Source organism: Brevibacterium sp. R8603A2 (assembly GCF_023072605.1).
Taxonomy (GTDB): domain Bacteria; phylum Actinomycetota; class Actinomycetes; order Actinomycetales; family Brevibacteriaceae; genus Brevibacterium; species Brevibacterium pityocampae.
Genome location: NZ_JALLGN010000007.1, coordinates 11,520 through 27,218 on the forward strand (window position 1 = coordinate 11,520; position 15,699 = coordinate 27,218).

12 protein-coding genes are annotated in these 15,699 nt (G+C 72.2%); 10 read left to right on the forward strand and 2 right to left on the reverse strand.

Annotated elements, in window-relative coordinates:
* Positions 1 to 47: 47 nt before the first annotated feature.
* The 5 genes from msrA (at position 48) to MTQ12_RS08260 (ending at position 7,148) form a co-directional block, all read left to right on the forward strand.
* The gene (gene msrA / locus MTQ12_RS08240) at positions 48 to 569 is read left to right on the forward strand and encodes a peptide-methionine (S)-S-oxide reductase MsrA (RefSeq protein ID WP_247618232.1); all 522 of its coding nucleotides are present in this window, start codon (positions 48 to 50) and stop codon (positions 567 to 569) included.
* On the forward strand, positions 566 to 1,153 hold the full coding sequence (locus tag MTQ12_RS08245; protein WP_247618233.1) for a nitroreductase family protein: 588 nt from the start codon (positions 566 to 568) through the stop codon (positions 1,151 to 1,153). Before msrA ends, MTQ12_RS08245 begins: the two co-directional genes overlap by 4 nt.
* Positions 1,150 to 2,523 (forward strand): MFS transporter, encoded by a 1,374-nt coding sequence (locus tag MTQ12_RS08250; protein ID WP_247618234.1) that lies wholly within the window; start codon positions 1,150 to 1,152, stop codon positions 2,521 to 2,523. Before MTQ12_RS08245 ends, MTQ12_RS08250 begins: the two co-directional genes overlap by 4 nt.
* Positions 2,524 to 2,700: 177 nt before the next feature.
* Positions 2,701 to 6,279 carry an efflux RND transporter permease subunit gene (locus MTQ12_RS08255; RefSeq protein ID WP_247618235.1) on the forward strand — a complete coding sequence of 1,193 codons (3,579 nt, stop codon included), beginning with the start codon at positions 2,701 to 2,703 and terminating at the stop codon, positions 6,277 to 6,279.
* 5 nt (positions 6,280 to 6,284) lie between these two features.
* The gene (locus MTQ12_RS08260; RefSeq protein ID WP_247618236.1) at positions 6,285 to 7,148 is read left to right on the forward strand and encodes a CPBP family intramembrane glutamic endopeptidase; all 864 of its coding nucleotides are present in this window, start codon (positions 6,285 to 6,287) and stop codon (positions 7,146 to 7,148) included.
* A gap of 13 nt (positions 7,149 to 7,161) precedes the next feature.
* Here MTQ12_RS08260 and MTQ12_RS08265 read toward each other — a convergent pair whose 3' ends face one another.
* Positions 7,162 to 7,803 (reverse strand): VOC family protein, encoded by a 642-nt coding sequence (locus tag MTQ12_RS08265; RefSeq protein ID WP_247618237.1) that lies wholly within the window; start codon positions 7,801 to 7,803, stop codon positions 7,162 to 7,164.
* 205 nt (positions 7,804 to 8,008) lie between these two features.
* Positions 8,009 to 8,545, reverse strand: a complete 537-nt coding sequence (locus MTQ12_RS08270) for an inorganic diphosphatase (RefSeq protein ID WP_137318066.1) — start codon at positions 8,543 to 8,545, stop codon at positions 8,009 to 8,011.
* 266 nt (positions 8,546 to 8,811) lie between these two features.
* On the opposite strand from MTQ12_RS08270, the gene dacB reads away from it, so the two are divergent.
* The 5 genes from dacB to ftsH all read left to right on the forward strand — a co-directional run bounded on the left by dacB (position 8,812) and on the right by ftsH (position 15,698).
* Positions 8,812 to 10,263, forward strand: a complete 1,452-nt coding sequence (dacB, locus tag MTQ12_RS08275; RefSeq protein ID WP_247618238.1) for a D-alanyl-D-alanine carboxypeptidase/D-alanyl-D-alanine-endopeptidase — start codon at positions 8,812 to 8,814, stop codon at positions 10,261 to 10,263.
* The gene (locus tag MTQ12_RS08280) at positions 10,260 to 11,453 is read left to right on the forward strand and encodes a zinc-dependent metalloprotease (protein ID WP_247618239.1); all 1,194 of its coding nucleotides are present in this window, start codon (positions 10,260 to 10,262) and stop codon (positions 11,451 to 11,453) included. The genes dacB and MTQ12_RS08280 overlap by 4 nt, the downstream gene beginning before the upstream one ends.
* 56 nt (positions 11,454 to 11,509) lie before the next feature.
* Positions 11,510 to 12,691, forward strand: coding sequence for a tRNA lysidine(34) synthetase TilS (tilS, locus tag MTQ12_RS08285; RefSeq protein WP_247618240.1), 1,182 nt, complete (start codon positions 11,510 to 11,512; stop codon positions 12,689 to 12,691).
* Positions 12,692 to 12,735: 44 nt separating this feature from the next.
* Positions 12,736 to 13,287, forward strand: a complete 552-nt coding sequence (gene hpt, locus MTQ12_RS08290) for a hypoxanthine phosphoribosyltransferase (RefSeq protein WP_247618241.1) — start codon at positions 12,736 to 12,738, stop codon at positions 13,285 to 13,287.
* A 209-nt stretch (positions 13,288 to 13,496) separates the two neighbouring features.
* Positions 13,497 to 15,698, forward strand: a complete 2,202-nt coding sequence (gene ftsH / locus MTQ12_RS08295) for an ATP-dependent zinc metalloprotease FtsH (protein WP_247618242.1) — start codon at positions 13,497 to 13,499, stop codon at positions 15,696 to 15,698.
* The last annotated feature ends 1 nt before the right edge of the window (position 15,699 follow it).

Consider the following 15,699-nt stretch of genomic DNA (forward strand, 5'->3'; position numbering starts at 1 on the left):
ACAGCCGCCCACGGAATAATCACCGGGTCGCGGGTGTCCTACACGGTATGCAGACTCTCACTCTGGCCGCCGGGTGCTTCTGGTGCCTCGACGCCGTCTACCGCCGCACCCGCGGCGTGACCGACGTGACCTCCGGGTACACCGGGGGAGAGGTCGAGGACCCGGACTACTACTCCGTGTGCGCCGGCATCACCGGCCACGCCGAGGCCCTCCAGGTCACCTTCGACGAATCGATCGTCCCCGCCGAGGTGATCCTCGGCCAGTTCTTCACCGGCCACGACCCCACCTCGCTCAACCGGCAGGGCAACGACGTCGGCACCCAGTACCGCTCCGCGATGTTCTACCGCGACGAGGACGAGCGCGCCCGCTTCGCCGCCGCCATCGAGCAGGCGCAGGAGCTCTTCGACGAGCCCATCGTCACCACCCTCGAACCCCTCGGCACGTTCTACCCCGCCGAGGAGGTCCACCAGGACTTCTACTCCCGCAACCCGTACAACGGCTACTGCACGTACATCATCGACCCCAAGCTCGCCCGGGCCCGCGCCGGGTACGCGAAGTGGATGTCGTGAAGCACTTCGAGGACCCCGTGCTCCAGGCCATGGCCTCGCGCCGCTCGGTGTCGAAGGTCGGCCCGCACACCCCCACGGACGCAGAGATCGCCCGGCTGCTCGCCGCCGTCACCCCGGTGGCGGATCACAAGGCGCTGCGCCCCTGGCGGCTCCTTCTGCTGCGCGGCGACGACCGCCTGCGCCTGGGTGAGGCCCTCGACACCGCCTCCGGCACCGAGCGCGCCCCCCGCGAGGTCAACCCCAAGCCCCTGCGCGCCGAACTCCTCATCGCCGTCATCGCCTCACCCACCGAACACCCCAAGGTCCCCGCCTGGGAGCAGCACGCGACCGCCGCCGGTGCCGCCCACCTCCTCGAGCTCGCCCTGTTCCAGGCCGGGTGGGGCGTGATGTGGCGCTCCGGACGGGAGGCCAACGCACCGGCCGTCCGCGCTCTCCACGGCCTCGACGACTCCGAGCTCCTCATGGGCTGGCTCTACGTCGGCGACATCGACCCCGCCTTCCGCGAGAAGCTCGCCGCCTCCAACCGGCCCCCGCTCGACCCAGCACCGTTCCTCGGCCGCCTCCCGGACCCGACGCCGAGGTGACCCGCACCCGCCCGGACACCACCGTCCCGGAGGCGAAGCTCCCCGCCGACATCTGGGTGCTCGTCTCCGCCGCCTTCATCGTCGCCATCGGCTACGGGATCATCGCCCCCGTGCTGCCCCAGTTCGCCGAATCCTTCGGCCTGGGCGTGACCGCCGCGACGATCGTCGTGAGCTCCTTCGCGTTCTTCCGGCTGATCTCCGCGCCCGCCGGCGGCCGCCTGGTCAACCGGCTGGGGGAGCGGCCCGTCTACGTCACCGGCCTCCTCATCGTCGCCGCCTCGACCTTCGCCGTCGCGCTCGCCCAGTCCTACTGGCAGCTCCTCCTGTTCCGCGCGCTCGGCGGGCTCGGCTCGACGATGTTCACCGTGTCCGCGATGGCGCTCATCATCCGCCTCGCCCCGCCCACCGCCCGGGCCCGCGCCGCCGGCCGCTACGCCACCGCCTTCCTGCTCGGCAACATCGCCGGCCCCGTGGTCGGCGGACTCATGGCCGGCTGGGGCATGCGCGTGCCGTTCCTCGTCTACGCCGCCGCCCTCGTGGCCGCCGCGGCCGTCGTGTACTTCCGGCTCGGCCGCAACGAACGCCTCCTCGCCGCCGAACAGGCCGCCCAGGACCAGGCCGACCGCGGGCCGGAAGACCGGGACCTGGTCACCGACGGCGGGGACACCGGGACCGCCGCCGAGGCGCCCGCAGCACCCCAGCCTGCCCCCAGTGCCGCCGAGCCCACCGCACCGGCCGAGCCCGCATCCGACCGCTCGGTCATGCGGTTCCGCGAGGCCTGGCGGGACTCCGCCTACCGGGCAGCACTTGTCTCCGGGGCCGCGCACGGCTGGACGTCCATGGGCATCCGGGTGGCGATCTACCCGCTGTTCGCCCTCCACGTGCTCGGCGCGGGTGCGGCCGTGTCCGGGCTCGCGCTCACCGTGTTCGCGCTCGGCAACACCTTCGCGGTGGCCGCGGTGGGCCGCTGGGCCGACCGCCTGGGTCGCCGCCCCTTCATCCTCACCGGCCTCCTCATCCTCGGCATCAGCACGCTCGCGCTCGGCTTCTCCGCCTCGATCACGATGTTCTTCGTGCTCTCCGTCATCGCCGGGATCGGCGCCGGCCTCCTCAACCCCTCCCAGCAGGCCGCCGTCGCCGACGTCGTCGGCAACCACCGCGCCGGCGGCATCGTGCTCTCCCGCTACCAGATGGCGATCGACACCGGCGCGATCTTCGGCCCGATCATCGCCGGCGTGCTCGCCGAATCGATGGGGTACTCCGCGGCGTTCATCGCCTCCGGCGTCGTCGTCCTCATCGCCTTCGCCGTGTGGCTCGGCGGCCGCGAGACGCTGCCCGCCCGCGCCGGCACCTCAGCAGCGCGCACCTGAGCGGCCGGCACCTCGGCCGCCGTCACCTCGGCCGCCGGCGCCCACCTCGGGCACCCGCCCGCAACCCCGCCCACCAGTAGGGAAACCCCGACCCGGATCCGGGGAGAACCCTGAGCGTGAGCCGAGCGCGAGCCGCCTAGACTTGGTGCGATCATCCCCGCCGGCGAAGGGCTCTCCGTGAACCAGCTGACCGCTATCAGCCTCAAGAACCGGGCCCTCATCGCCCTGATCTCGCTGTGCGCTGTGATCTTCGGCGTGATCGGCGCCGGCGCCCTCAAGCAGGAGCTGTTCCCCTCCTTCGAGCTCCCGCAGGCCGTGGTCTCCGCCCAGTACGAGGGCGCCTCCCCGGAGGCCGTCGAATCCGAGGTCACCGAACCCCTCGAAGCTGCGCTGGGCGGCGTCGAAGAGGTCGAATCGGTCAACTCGGTGTCCTCCACCGGGTCCTCCCAGATCACCGTCGAGACCTCCTACGGCACGAACTCCGACGACGTCGTCCGCTCCCTCCAGCGCGCCGTATCCCAGGTCGAGTCCCAGCTGCCCGACGGCGTCGAGCCCTCCGTCATGTCCGGCAGCCTCGCCGACTTCCCGATCATCGTTATGTCCGTCACCGGCGGGGACGACACCGAGCAGCTCGCCGCCGACCTCGAGGACATCGCGGTGCCCGAGCTGCGCGACATCGAGGGCGTGCGCGAGGTGCAGGTCACCGGCGACCTCCCGCAGGAGGTCGCGATCACCGTGCGCGAGGACGACCTCGAGGACGAGGGCATCTCCGTCGACCAGCTCGCCTCGATCCTCCAGGCCAACGGCATCCCCACCTCCGCCGGCGCGCTCGAGACCGGCGAGGGATCCGCCCCCGTGGAGATCGGCACCCGCCTCACCAGCGTCGAATCGATCGCCGACATCGCGCTCACCGGCCCCGACGGCCCCGTGCTCGTCCGCGACGTCGCCGACGTCGAGCTCCGCGACGAGGCGGCCACCTCGATCTCGCGCACCGACGGCAAGCCCTCTCTGACGCTCGCGGTGACGAAGAAGCCCGATGCGAACACCGTCGACGTCTCCAACGGCGTGCTCGCAGCGCTGCCGGAGATCAGCGACACCATGGGCGGCGACGTCGACTTCGTCACCGTGTTCGACCAGGCCCCGTTCATCGAGCAGTCGGTCGAGGACCTCGTCATGGAGGGCGCCCTCGGCCTGATCTTCGCCGTGGTCGTCATCCTCGTCTTCCTCTTCAGCATCCGCGCGACGATCATCACCGCGATCTCCATCCCGCTGTCCCTGCTCATCACGCTCATCGGCCTGTGGCTGGGCGGCTACACCCTCAACATGCTCACCCTCGGCGCGCTGACGATCTCGATCGGCCGGGTGGTCGACGACTCGATCGTCGTCATCGAATCGATCCGCCGCCGCCACTCCCTGGGCGGGGCGAAGTTCGCGAACATCCTCGCCGCCGTCGGCGAGGTCGCCGGCGCCATCACCGCCTCCACCCTGACATCCGTGGCGGTGTTCCTGCCGCTCGTGTTCGTCTCCGGGCAGACCGGCGAGCTCTTCCGGCCCTTCGCCCTCACCGCCACGATCGCGCTGCTGAGCTCCCTGTTCGTCGCGCTCACCATCGTCCCCGTGCTCGCCTACTGGTTCCTCCGCTCCCGGGAGAGCCGCGTCAAGCTCACGAGCGAGCAGAAGGCGCGCGCCAAGGAGAACCGGAAGGCCGCGCTCGCCGAATGGAAGGCCGAGCGGAAGAAGGAGAAGCGGCGCGACGTCGACGTCGAGAACCCGGCCGGCCGCCACTCGACCTCCGAGCTGCCGATCATCGGCCCCGGGCCCCGCCAGGAGGCCGCCGAGGTCGACGAGCTCGCGAGCCTGAAGTCCCCGGTCACCCGCCTGCAGAAGACCTACCTGCCCGTCATCTCCTTCACCACCAAGCACCCCGTGCTCACCGTGCTCGCCTCCGCGCTCGTGCTCGTCGCGACCTTCGCGATGACCCCGCTGCTCAAGACCGAGCTGTTCGGCGACACCGGCGAGGACAGCGTGCAGATGACGCAGACCTTCGCCGCCGGCACCGACCTCGACGAGGCCGGGCGCACCGCCGAACCCGTCGAGGACGTGCTCGCCAACCACCCCGACGTCGAGTCCTACCAGCTGTCGATCGGCGGGGACATGGCGTTCGGCTCCGGCGGCGGCGCGACCACCGGCAGCTACTTCGTCAACCTCGTCCCCGGCACCGACACCGCCGCGTTCACCACGGACCTGCAGGCCCAGGTCGACGAGCTCGAGGACGTCGGCGAGGTCGAGGTGCTCGCCGGCGGCACCATGCCCGGCGGGTCGACGATCGACATCACGCTCACCGCCAACGACCCCGACGAGCTCTCCGCCGCCGCCGAATCCCTCACCGGTGAGCTCGACGGGCTGACCGAGGTGCAGACGGTGACCACCGACCTCGAAGCGGTGCAGCCGGTCATCGAGGTCGACATCGACCGCGAGGAGGCCGCGGACAACGGCCTGTCCGAGGCCGAGGTCGGCAGCATCGTGTCCCGTGCGATGCGCGGCCAGGAGCTCGGCTCCGTCGTGCTCGACAACGTCACCCACCGCGTTCTCCTCTACGACGGCAGCATCGAATCCGTGGAGGAGCTGCGCGAGCTCGAGATCACCGTGCCGGCATCCGCCGCCGCTGCTCCCGCACCCGAGGCGCCCGGCCCGGGTGCCGGACCGGGCACCGGTCCCGGCGGCGGCGCCGGCGCCCCGGGTGCGCCCGCCGCCCCGGCTCCGGAGCCGGAGACCATCGAGCTCGACGAGATCGCCGACGTCAACGAGATCATGACCCCGCCGACGATCACCCACTCCGACGGCCTGCGCTCCGTCACCGTGAGCGTCACTCCGGCCGGCGACGACCTCGGTGCGGCGAGCACGGCCGTCACCCAGGGGATCGAGGACGCGGACCTGCCGGCCGCGGTGAGCGCCGACATCGGCGGTGCCACGGCAGAGCAGAACGAGTCGTTCCGCCAGCTCGGGCTGGCGATGCTCGCCGCCGTGCTCATCGTGTTCATCATCCTCGTCGCGACCTTCAAGTCGCTGCTGCAGCCGGTCATCCTGCTCGTGTCGATCCCCTTCGCCGCGACCGGCTCGATCGGCCTGCTGCTGCTGACCGACACCCCGCTGGGCCTGACCGCGATGATCGGTCTGCTCATGCTCATCGGCATCGTCGTGACGAACGCGATCGTCCTCATCGACCTCATCAACCACTTCCGGGCGCGCGGGGTGCCGCTGCGCACGGCGGTGGTGCACGGCTCGCGTCTGCGCTACCGGCCGATCCTCATGACCGCGGCGGCGACGATCTTCGCGCTCGTCCCGATGGCGCTCGGACTCACCGGCGGTGGGGTGTTCATCTCCAAGCCGCTGGCGATCACCGTGATCGGCGGGCTCGTGAGCTCCACCGTCCTCACGCTCGTCCTCGTGCCCGTGCTCTACCAGCTGCTCGAGGGCGTCAAGGAGCGCCGGGCGGAGCGGAAGGCGATCCGCGACATGACGCGCGGCGAGGTCATCGACGAGGCCGAGGCTGCCGAGGACGCCCGCCGCGAGCAGGAGCGCTCCGAGCGCATCCGCGCCGAGGCCGCGCAGAGCGCGGACAGCGTGAACACGGACCGCGTGAACGGTGACGCGGGTGGGACCGGTTCGGCGGGCGCTGCCCGTTCGGATGCCGGTGAGGCCGGCCCGGGTGGTGCGCCCGGATCGGCTGAGCCGGGTCCCGCCGCTGAGCGGTGACGCCGGTGGATGAGCGCCTCGGGCGGCCGCGGTGGGGGTGGGAGCTCACGCTCGTCGCCGCGCTCGCCCTCGGCCAGTCGGCGGTGTACGCGCTCGTCCGGTTCATCGACATCTCCACCCGCGGACCGCTCACCGAGGCCCAGGCCCGGCTCAACGTCGAGGCATCCCCGCGGCCGTGGTTCGACCTCGTGTACCAGCTCCTCGGCATCGGGTTCGCGCTCGTGCCAGTGCTCCTCGTCCTGTTCCTCCTCAACCGCGACCGGGTGTGGGCGGCCACCGGTGCCGACCTCGGCGGCGGGCCAGTTGCCCTGCGCGGCGTGTTCGGGAGGCGTGCGGAGAGCGCGGCGGACCCGGTGATCACCTCGGCAGCGGACACCCGGCCGGCGACCACCCGCGTGGGCTTCGACTTCCGGCGTCCCGGCTGGGACCTCGGGACGGGGACGGCGCTGTTCCTCGTCATCGGGATCGGCACGCTCGGCGTGTACGCGGCCGGCCGGGCGGCCGGGCTGACCGCGGAGATCCTCCCGAACAACCTCGCCGCCTACTGGTGGACGGTGCCGGTGCTCCTGCTGTCCGCGGCGAAGAACGGGATCCTCGAGGAGGTGCTCCTCCTGGGCTACGGCGTCGACCGGCTCGAGAAGCTGCGCGTGCGCCCGTGGATGATCATCGTCGGCCTCGCCCTGTTCCGCGCCTCCTACCACCTGTACCAGGGGGTGGGCCCGTTCGTCGGGAACGTCCTCATGGGGCTGCTGTTCGGCTGGCTGTACCTGCGGTGGCGCCGCGTCATGCCGTTCGTCGTCGCCCACACCCTCATCGACGCCGTGGGCTTCCTCGCGCCGGGCATCCTCGCCGCCGTCGACCCGCTCTGAGAGCGCCGGCCGCTCAGAGGGTGATCGAGCCCCGGGGGGTCTCGAAGGTCACCGACATGACGCCGGGCGTGCCGTGCGGGGCGGTCCAGTCGATGCTGATCTCCGGGATCGGCTTGGCCTGCTCGGTGCCGAGCCATTCGCGCAGGCGCTCCCGGTCGCCGGCGATCTCGATCGCGGAGATCGTCACGCCGGACTCGGCGCCGCGGGCGGAGGGGTGCTGGGCGGCCGGGGAGAGCCAGTGGATGAAGAACGGCAGCTGCGGGTCGGCGATGAGGCCCTTGACGCCGATCTGCTTCCACAGCAGCTCGACCCCGTCATCGGGGGTGCGGTTGCCGTCGACGGCCTTGCGCTCGAGGCGGTCCTCGACGGAGCCGAGGTCGTCGACGGAGACGCACCAGCCCATCCAGCCGCCGCCGAGCTCGCTGCGGGCGCGCACGGCCTGACCGAACGGGGTGCTCAGCGCGGCGGGGTGCTCGAGGGCTTCGACGACCTCGAGGTAGTGCCCGTCGGCGAGCGGGAAGATGAGGTTGCGGGTGCCGAACCGCGGGTGGACGCCGCCGTCGTACGGTTCGATCCCGAGCTTCTCGGAGATCCGGGCCGCGGTGGCCTGCAGACCGTCGTGTTCGCTGGCGAAGGAGACATGATCGAGATGCATGCCACGAGAATCCCATATCGCCGCCGCGTCTGTGAGTTAGGTCACCCTAACTTGTTTTCTGTGGCGCGCGTCACTCTCTCGTGCGCGCCCGGCCGAGCACCTGCGCCCGGCTGATCCCTGAATGCGACTGAGGTGTCGATCCAGTGCGGATTCCCGTGCGGAACCGCACTGGATCGACACCTCAGCGGAGGAGCGGGAGCTCAGCTCACTCGACGTCGCGGCCCTGGCGGCCTTCGCGGTCGTCGGGCTCGGAGGGCTCGCCGGCGGCCTGGAAGCGCTCGAGCGAGGCCTTGACCTCCGCCTCGGCCTCCTCGCGGCCCACCCAGTTCGAGCCCTTGACGAACTTGTTCGGCTCGAGGTCCTTGTAGTGGACGAAGAAGTGCTCGATCGCGTCGCGGGTGAAGGAGTCGACGTCGTCGATGTCCTGGATCGCGTCCCAGCGGGGATCGCCGGCGACCACGGCGAGGACCTTGTCGTCGCCCCCGGCCTCGTCGGTCATCTTGAACATGCCGATCGGGCGGACGTCCACGCCGCAGCCGGGGAACACCGATTCGGTGAGCAGCACCATGACGTCGAGCGGGTCGCCGTCGAGGCCGAGGGTGTCCTCGAAGTACCCGTAATCCGTGGGGTAGGCCATCGAGGTGTAGAGGTAGCGGTCGAGCTTGACGTGACCGGTCTCGTGGTCGACCTCGTACTTGTTGCGCGAACCCTTGGGGATTTCGACGGTGGCGAGCAGTTCCATGCGGACTCCTAGAAATGATGTGCGAACGGGGTGCACGACGTGCTGTGTGCGGCGCCACGAGCATTGTGCGACTCCACTAGCATAATGAAGGGCGAGCCGCGGCCCGCAATCGGTCCATGCGCCGCGCACCGCGTCATCACAGCGGCGCAGGGCCGGTACCGCTCCCGAGGTGCCCGCCGGGACCGCCCGGCCCGCACCACCGCACATCGCACCGCCGCTCACCACCGCACAGCGCACCACTGCACACGACAGGACAGGACGGTCACGTGGAGGACACCCGAGGCAGCCGCCGCGACGCCCGGCGCCGCGACCGGCGCCGTTCGCGTGCCCTGCCGCTCACCGCCGGCGCCCTGGCTCTGGCGCTCGTGGGCTACGGGACCGCCGACGCCTTCGACGTGGCCCCCGGAATCCTCACCCTCGATCCGCCGATCACCGTTCAGGCGCTGCCGCAGCCCCGGGCCGACGCGGCCTCCGCCGAACCGGTGAGCCCTCTGCCGGAGTCCGCCCCGATCCCGCAGGACCTCGCCTCCCGGATCGACCCGATCCTCGACCAGGACGGGATGACCGGCGGGTTGAGCATCGACATCCGCGACGCGATGACCGACGAGGTGCTCTACACGGCGGATGAGAACAGTGCCAAGACCCCGGCCTCCGTCACCAAGGTCCTCACCGCGGCCGCCGCGCTCGGCACGATCGGCGCCGACACCCGCTTCCGCACCGAGACCCGCCTCTCCGGCCAGTCCGACGCCGGCGCCACCGTGCACCTCGTGGGCGGGGGAGACGTGCTCCTGGGTGCCGGGGAGTCGAAGCCCGACGGTGTCATGGGCCACGCCGGGCTCGGCACGCTCGCCGCGGACACCGCCGCCGCCCTCAGCGAGGCCGGCATCGACACCGTCACCGTCGCCGCCGACCTCTCCCGCTACTCCGGGCCCGCGTTCAACCCCGGCTGGGACCGCGCGGATATCGGCAACGGCTACATCTCACCCATCGAACCCCTCATGACCGATTCCGGGCTCACCTCCACCCAGCGCGGCACCCCCCGCCAGGAGGACCCCGCCCAGGTCGCGCTCGACGCCTTCGCCGCAGCCCTCGAAGGCCACGGCATCGCCGTCGACACCGCCGAACCCGCTCCTGCACCCGAGGGCGCCACGGAACTCGCGTTCGTCGAGTCCGCGCCCGTCGCCGGGGTGGTGCGCCACCTCATGCTCGCCAGCGACAACGTCGTGTCCGAGGCGATCGGCCGGGAGGTCGCGCTCGCCCTCGGCCGTCCCGGGGCCGCCGCCGAGGCGCCCGCCGCGGTCATCGACGCGCTCGCCGCCCAGCAGCTCGACACCGGTTCGATCGAGCTCTCCGACACCTCCGGACTCGACTACGCGAACCGCATCTCCGCGCACGACCTCACGACGATCCTCCAGGCCGCCGCGGCCACCGATGGCGACCTCTCCCTCCTCCTGCCGAGCATGCCGGTGGGCGGGCTGTCCGGCACCCTGTTCGACCGCTACCTCGACGAGGACACCCGGGACGCCGCCGGGAAGGTGTCGGCGAAGACCGGCACCCTGCGCACCGTGACCTCGCTCGCCGGCGCCGTGCTCACCGCCGACGGCCGGCTCATCGTGTTCTCGATCCTCGCCGACGACCTCGACCCCGGCACCGCCGGCCGCGCCCGGCAGGTCGTCGACGAGGCGGTCACCGCGATCGCCGACTGCGGGTGCCCGTGAACCTCATCTCCGTCCCCGCCGTCACCGCTGCCGCCCGCGAGCTCATGCCGCCCGGCGCGCTGCCGGACCCCGCCGAGGCGCGCGCCCTCGTCCACGACCTCCGCGAGGCGGCGGAGACCTCGACCGACCTCGTCCTCGACGCGATGCGCCTGGCGCCCGCGGTGGAGGACGCCGCCCGGGCGCGCCTGGCTGCCGGGGAGACCCGCGTGGTCGACCGGCTCGGCTGGGTGCAGGCCAACGCGGAGACCTTCGCGAGCCTTCTCTCCGGCGCGCAGCCGGGCGAGTCCGGCGGGGCGCGGGAGCGCGGCACGGCGCACGGAGGAGTGCCCACGCCGGGCGGCACCGCCGGGACCGGACCCAGCGGCTCGCGTGGAACCGGGCCCGAGGGTTCGCGCGGGACCGTGCCCCAGGGTTCGCGCAGCCCCGGCATGCTCCGGCGGCTGCGCGATCGTTCGGCGCGGACCACGGCCTCGGTGGAGCTCGGCGGGGCGCTCGCGCTCGTCGGCTCCCGGGTGCTCGGCCAGTTCGACCCCTTCGCCGGGGAAGCCGGGGTGCTCTACCTCGTCGCCCCGAGCGTGTGGGAAGTCGAGCACGCCCTCGACGTCCCGCCGCGCGACTTCCGGCTCTGGGTCGCCCTCCACGAGCGCACCCACCACGTCCAGTTCGCCGCCGCGCCCTGGCTCGCCGACCACCTGCGCTCCCGGATCGACGGACTGCTGAACCCGCTGCTCGGCGCCGAGGCCGGCGACGGGTTCCTCGACAGCCTGCGCGCCCTGCCCGATGCGCTGCGCGAGGGCGAGAGCCTCCTCGATGCGGTCGTCGGACCGGAGCAGGCCGCCGCGGTCGAGGAGATCGGCGCCCTCATGAGCCTCCTCGAAGGCCACGCCGACGTCCTCATGGACACCGTCGGCCGGAAGGTCATCCCGCGCGTGGGCCGGATCCGCCGGGCCTTCGACGCGCGGAGGCGTTCGGCCACCGGGATCCGCGCGATCGTCTCCACGCTGCTCGGCATCGACGAGAAGATCGCCCAGTACGCCCGCGGTGCCGCGTTCGTCCGCGCCGTCGTCCGCGATCGCGGCCACGACGGGCTCGCCGCCGTGTGGGAGGCCCCCGAGCTCCTGCCGAGCGCGGCGGAGATCGCCGAGCCCGCACTCTGGCTCGCCCGCGTGCCCCGCCCCGGCGACGCCTGAGGCTGCTCCGATGGCAGGACCACGGCCGAGGCGGCGGCGATGACGGGACCGGCAGGATGACCGGGTCGGCGGGGAGTCGACTGCCGCGCCTGGACCGGGCGACCGCGGAGATCCGCAACGCGGTGCGCGCCCTGCTCGCCGAGGCGCCCGCCTGCCCACCGGACCACCCCGCCGTCGCGGCCCCGGCCCCGCAGCACGGGCAAGAGCCCGCGCCGCGGCCCGCGCCGGAGTTCGTCCTCGCGGTGTCCGGGGGAGCGGACTCGATGGCGCTCGCCGCCGCCTGCGCCCACCTCGGCACCCGCCCGGATCCGGGACCGAGCCTCCGCTCAGGAGCTGGCACCGCTGTCGGCACCCGCCCGGACCTGGCACAGAACTCCGCACCAGCAGCACCCGCTCCCCGCTTCCACGCCGTCGTCGTCGACCACGGCCTCCAGGACGGCTCCGCCGCGACCGCCGCCGCAGTCGTCGAGCGCCTCACCGGCCTCGGCCTGTCCGCGGAGTCCGTGCGCGTCGCCGTCGACCCCGCTCACTGCGGCATCGAGGCCGCCGCCCGCACCGCCCGCTACACCGCCCTCGAACGCATCCGCGCCACCCGGGGAGCAGCGGCGATCCTCACCGGGCACACCCGCGACGACCAGGCCGAGACCGTGCTCCTCGGGCTGCTGCGCGGCTCCGGTGCCCGGTCCCTGGCCGGCATGCGGTCCCGCTCCGGGTACCTGTGGCGGCCGCTCCTCGACGTCACCCGCGCACAGACACGGGCCTCCTGCGCCGCCTCCGGCATCCCCGTATGGGAGGACCCGATGAACGCCGACCCCCGGTTCGCGCGGGTCCGCGCCCGCACCCGCGTCCTGCCCGTGCTCGAGGCCGAACTCGGCCCCGGCGCCGCCCGCGCGCTCGCCCGCACCGCCGCCCTCCTCGCCGCCGACTCCGACGCCCTCGAGGCGCAGGCGGCGGCCGCCCGCCCGGCCCATACCTCGGGCCCGGAGGTGCACGCGAGCGCTGCCGGACTCCCGCAGGCGGTGCGCACCCGGGTGCTGCGCGACTGGCTGCGCGAGCACGCCGGCACCGCGCAGGAGGTCGGCGCCCACCACGTCGAGGCGGTCGACGATCTGCTCACCGGGCGGCGCCGCGGCGCGGTCTCGGTGCCCGGCGCCGCGGAGGTGCGGCGGACCGCCGGCGGAGGGCTGATCTTCACCCTGCTCGGCCTGCCGGCCCCCACCGGTTCTGGGATACGCTGAGACCGGACCCCGAGCATCGCGCACAGCACCGAGGAGCTGACACAGTGGATCAGAACGACCTGGGCACCGACATCGAGAAGGTGCTGGTGACCGAAGCGCAGATCGCGCACCGCCTCACCGAGATGGCCTCCGACATCGACCGCGACTACCAGGGCAGGGACGTGCTCCTCGTCGGCGTGCTCAAGGGTGCCGTCATGGTCATGGCCGACCTCGCCCGCGCACTCCACTCCCCGGTCCGGATGGACTGGATGGCGGTGTCCTCCTACGGCTCGGGCACCAAGTCCTCCGGCGTCGTGCGGATCCTCAAGGACCTCGACACCGACCTCAAAGACCAGCACGTGCTCATCGTCGAGGACATCATCGACTCCGGCCTCACCCTGTCGTGGCTGCTGTCCAACCTCCGCTCCCGCGGCGCGGCCTCGGTGGAGATCTGCACGCTGCTGCGCAAGCCGGAGGCCGTCAAGGTCGAGCTCGACGTGCGCTACGTGGGCTTCGACGTGCCCAACGAGTTCGTCATCGGCTACGGCCTCGACTACGCCGAGCGCTACCGCAACGTCCCCTTCGTCGCGACGCTCGCCCCGCACGTCTACCAGTGACCCGCCGCGGCCGCGAGCCGCGGCACGAGGCCGAGGCGCGAGGCCGAGGCACGGTGCCGAGGCGCGGGCGCCTCGGCACCGGTGGCCCACCGGCGCTGCGGTCCGCCGCCACCTGGCGGCTCCAGCCCTTCCGCTCCGTCACAGGGATTCCCAACCCACTCGGGTAGGCTGACCGTGCTCCGAACCGATCCGTCTGCCTGAGAGGACCCATGGCCGAGACCAAGAAGAGCGGCACCGACGTCAAGAAGCTGGCGCGCGGGCCGCTGATATGGATCATCCTGGCCATCATCATCGTGTCCTTCGGCACCATGCTGCTGTCCGGTGGCGGGTTCCAGCGGATCGACACCGATCAGGGGCTCAAGCTGCTCTCCGACGGCAAGGTCGAGCAGGCGAAGATCGTCGACAACGACCAGCGCGTCGACCTCGTTCTCACCGAGGACTTCACCGTCGACGACCGCGAGTATGGCACGCAGGTGCAGTTCTACTACGTCGAACCCCGCGGCGAGGCCGTCGTCGAAGCCGTGGAGCAGGCCGCCCCGGAGCAGGGCTACACCGACGAGGTGCCCCGCCAGTCGTGGCTCACCACCCTGCTGCTCAACATCGTCCCCTTCATCATCATCATCGCGATCTTCTGGTTCCTCCTGTCCCAGATGGGCGGCGGCGGCAAGATCATGAGCTTCGGGAAGTCCCGCGCCAAGCTCGTCAACAAGGAGAACCCGGACGTCACCTTCGCCGACGTCGCCGGCGTCGACGAGGCCCTCGAGGAGCTCGAGGAGATCAAGGAGTTCCTCGCCGAGCCGAAGAAGTTCCAGGACGTCGGGGCGAAGATCCCCAAGGGCGTCCTCCTCTACGGCTCCCCGGGCACCGGCAAGACCCTGCTCGCGCGCGCCGTCGCCGGCGAGGCCGGGGTCCCGTTCTACTCGATCTCCGGCTCCGACTTCGTCGAGATGTACGTCGGCGTCGGCGCCTCCCGCGTGCGCGACCTGTTCGAGCAGGCGAAGAACAACTCGCCGTGCATCATCTTCATCGACGAGATCGACGCCGTCGGCCGCCAGCGCGGCGCCGGCATGGGCGGCGGGCACGACGAGCGCGAGCAGACCCTCAACCAGCTCCTCGTCGAGATGGACGGCTTCGACGCGACGAGCAACGTCATCCTCATCGCCGCGACCAACCGCCCCGACGTCCTCGACCCCGCGCTGCTGCGCCCGGGCCGCTTCGACCGCCAGATCTCCGTCGAGGCCCCGGACATGAAGGGCCGCCAGCACATCCTCGAGGTCCACTCCCGCGGCAAGCCGCTGGCCCCCGACGTCGACCTCGCGATGGTCGCCAAGCGCACGCCCGGGTTCTCCGGCGCGGACCTGGCCAACGTCCTCAACGAGGCCGCGCTGCTCACCGCGCGGATGAACAGGACCGTCATCGACAAGTACGCCGTGGACGAGGCGATCGACCGCGTCATCGCCGGCCCGCAGAAGCGCACCCGGCTGATGAACGACAAGGAGCGGCTCGTCACCGCCTACCACGAGGGCGGGCACGCGCTCGTCGCCGCGGCGATGAACCAGACCGACCCCGTCACCAAGGTCACGATCCTGCCGCGCGGCCGGGCCCTGGGCTACACCATGGTCATGCCGACGGAGGACAAGTACTCGACCACCCGCAACGAGCTGCTCGACCAGCTCGCCTACGCGATGGGCGGCCGGGTGGCGGAGGAGATCGTCTTCCACGACCCCACCACCGGGGCGAGCAACGACATCGAGAAGGCGACCGGGATCGCGCGGAAGATGGTCACGCAGTACGGCATGAGCGAGAAGGTCGGCATGGTCAAGGTCGGCGAGGACAACTCCGAGCCGTTCGCCGGCAAGGGCTACGGCCACGGCGTCGACTACTCCGAGGACACCATCAGGGTCATCGACTCCGAGGTCCGCAGCCTCATCGACGAAGCCCACGCCGACGCCTACTGGGCGCTGACGACCAACCGCGACGTCCTCGACGCGCTCGCCCACGAGCTGCTCGAGAAGGAGACGCTCGACCAGCACGAGCTCGCCGCGATCTTCGCCCCCGTCACCAAGCGCCCCGTGCGCGAGGTGTGGCTCGCCAACGACGACCGCCCGGTGTCCGAGCGCGGCCCCATCCCGATCCCGGAGCGCCGCCTCAACCCCTTCGAGCCCGAGTTCATGGCCGGCGGCTCGCACGCGCCGGGTGCCCAAGGCGGACCGGGTGCCGGCGGCTCGCACGCGCCCGGTTCCGGTCCCGAGGGGCCGGGCGCCCCCGGTGCCGGCGGGCAGCCGCCGGTGCAGCCGGGCCCGACCCCGCCGGACGCCGGCCCGCAGCCCCCGCACGAGGGCCACGGCGGCGTGCCCCCGCAGGGCCCGACCCAGCCCCCGGAGAGCGGACCCCAGGGCCCGGTGCACTGAC

Bases quoted from the DNA above. Each gene is read 5' to 3' on its own strand.
- msrA (WP_247618232.1), top strand. From the start codon at position 48: ATGCAGACTCTCACTCTGGCCGCCGGGTGCTTCTGGTGCCTCGACGCC.
- MTQ12_RS08265 (WP_247618237.1), bottom strand. From the start codon at position 7,803: ATGCATCTCGATCATGTCTCCTTCGCCAGCGAACACGACGGTCTGCAG.
- MTQ12_RS08270 (WP_137318066.1), bottom strand. From the start codon at position 8,545: ATGGAACTGCTCGCCACCGTCGAAATCCCCAAGGGTTCGCGCAACAAG.
- tilS (WP_247618240.1), top strand. From the start codon at position 11,510: ATGACCGGGTCGGCGGGGAGTCGACTGCCGCGCCTGGACCGGGCGACC.
- ftsH (WP_247618242.1), top strand. From the start codon at position 13,497: ATGGCCGAGACCAAGAAGAGCGGCACCGACGTCAAGAAGCTGGCGCGC.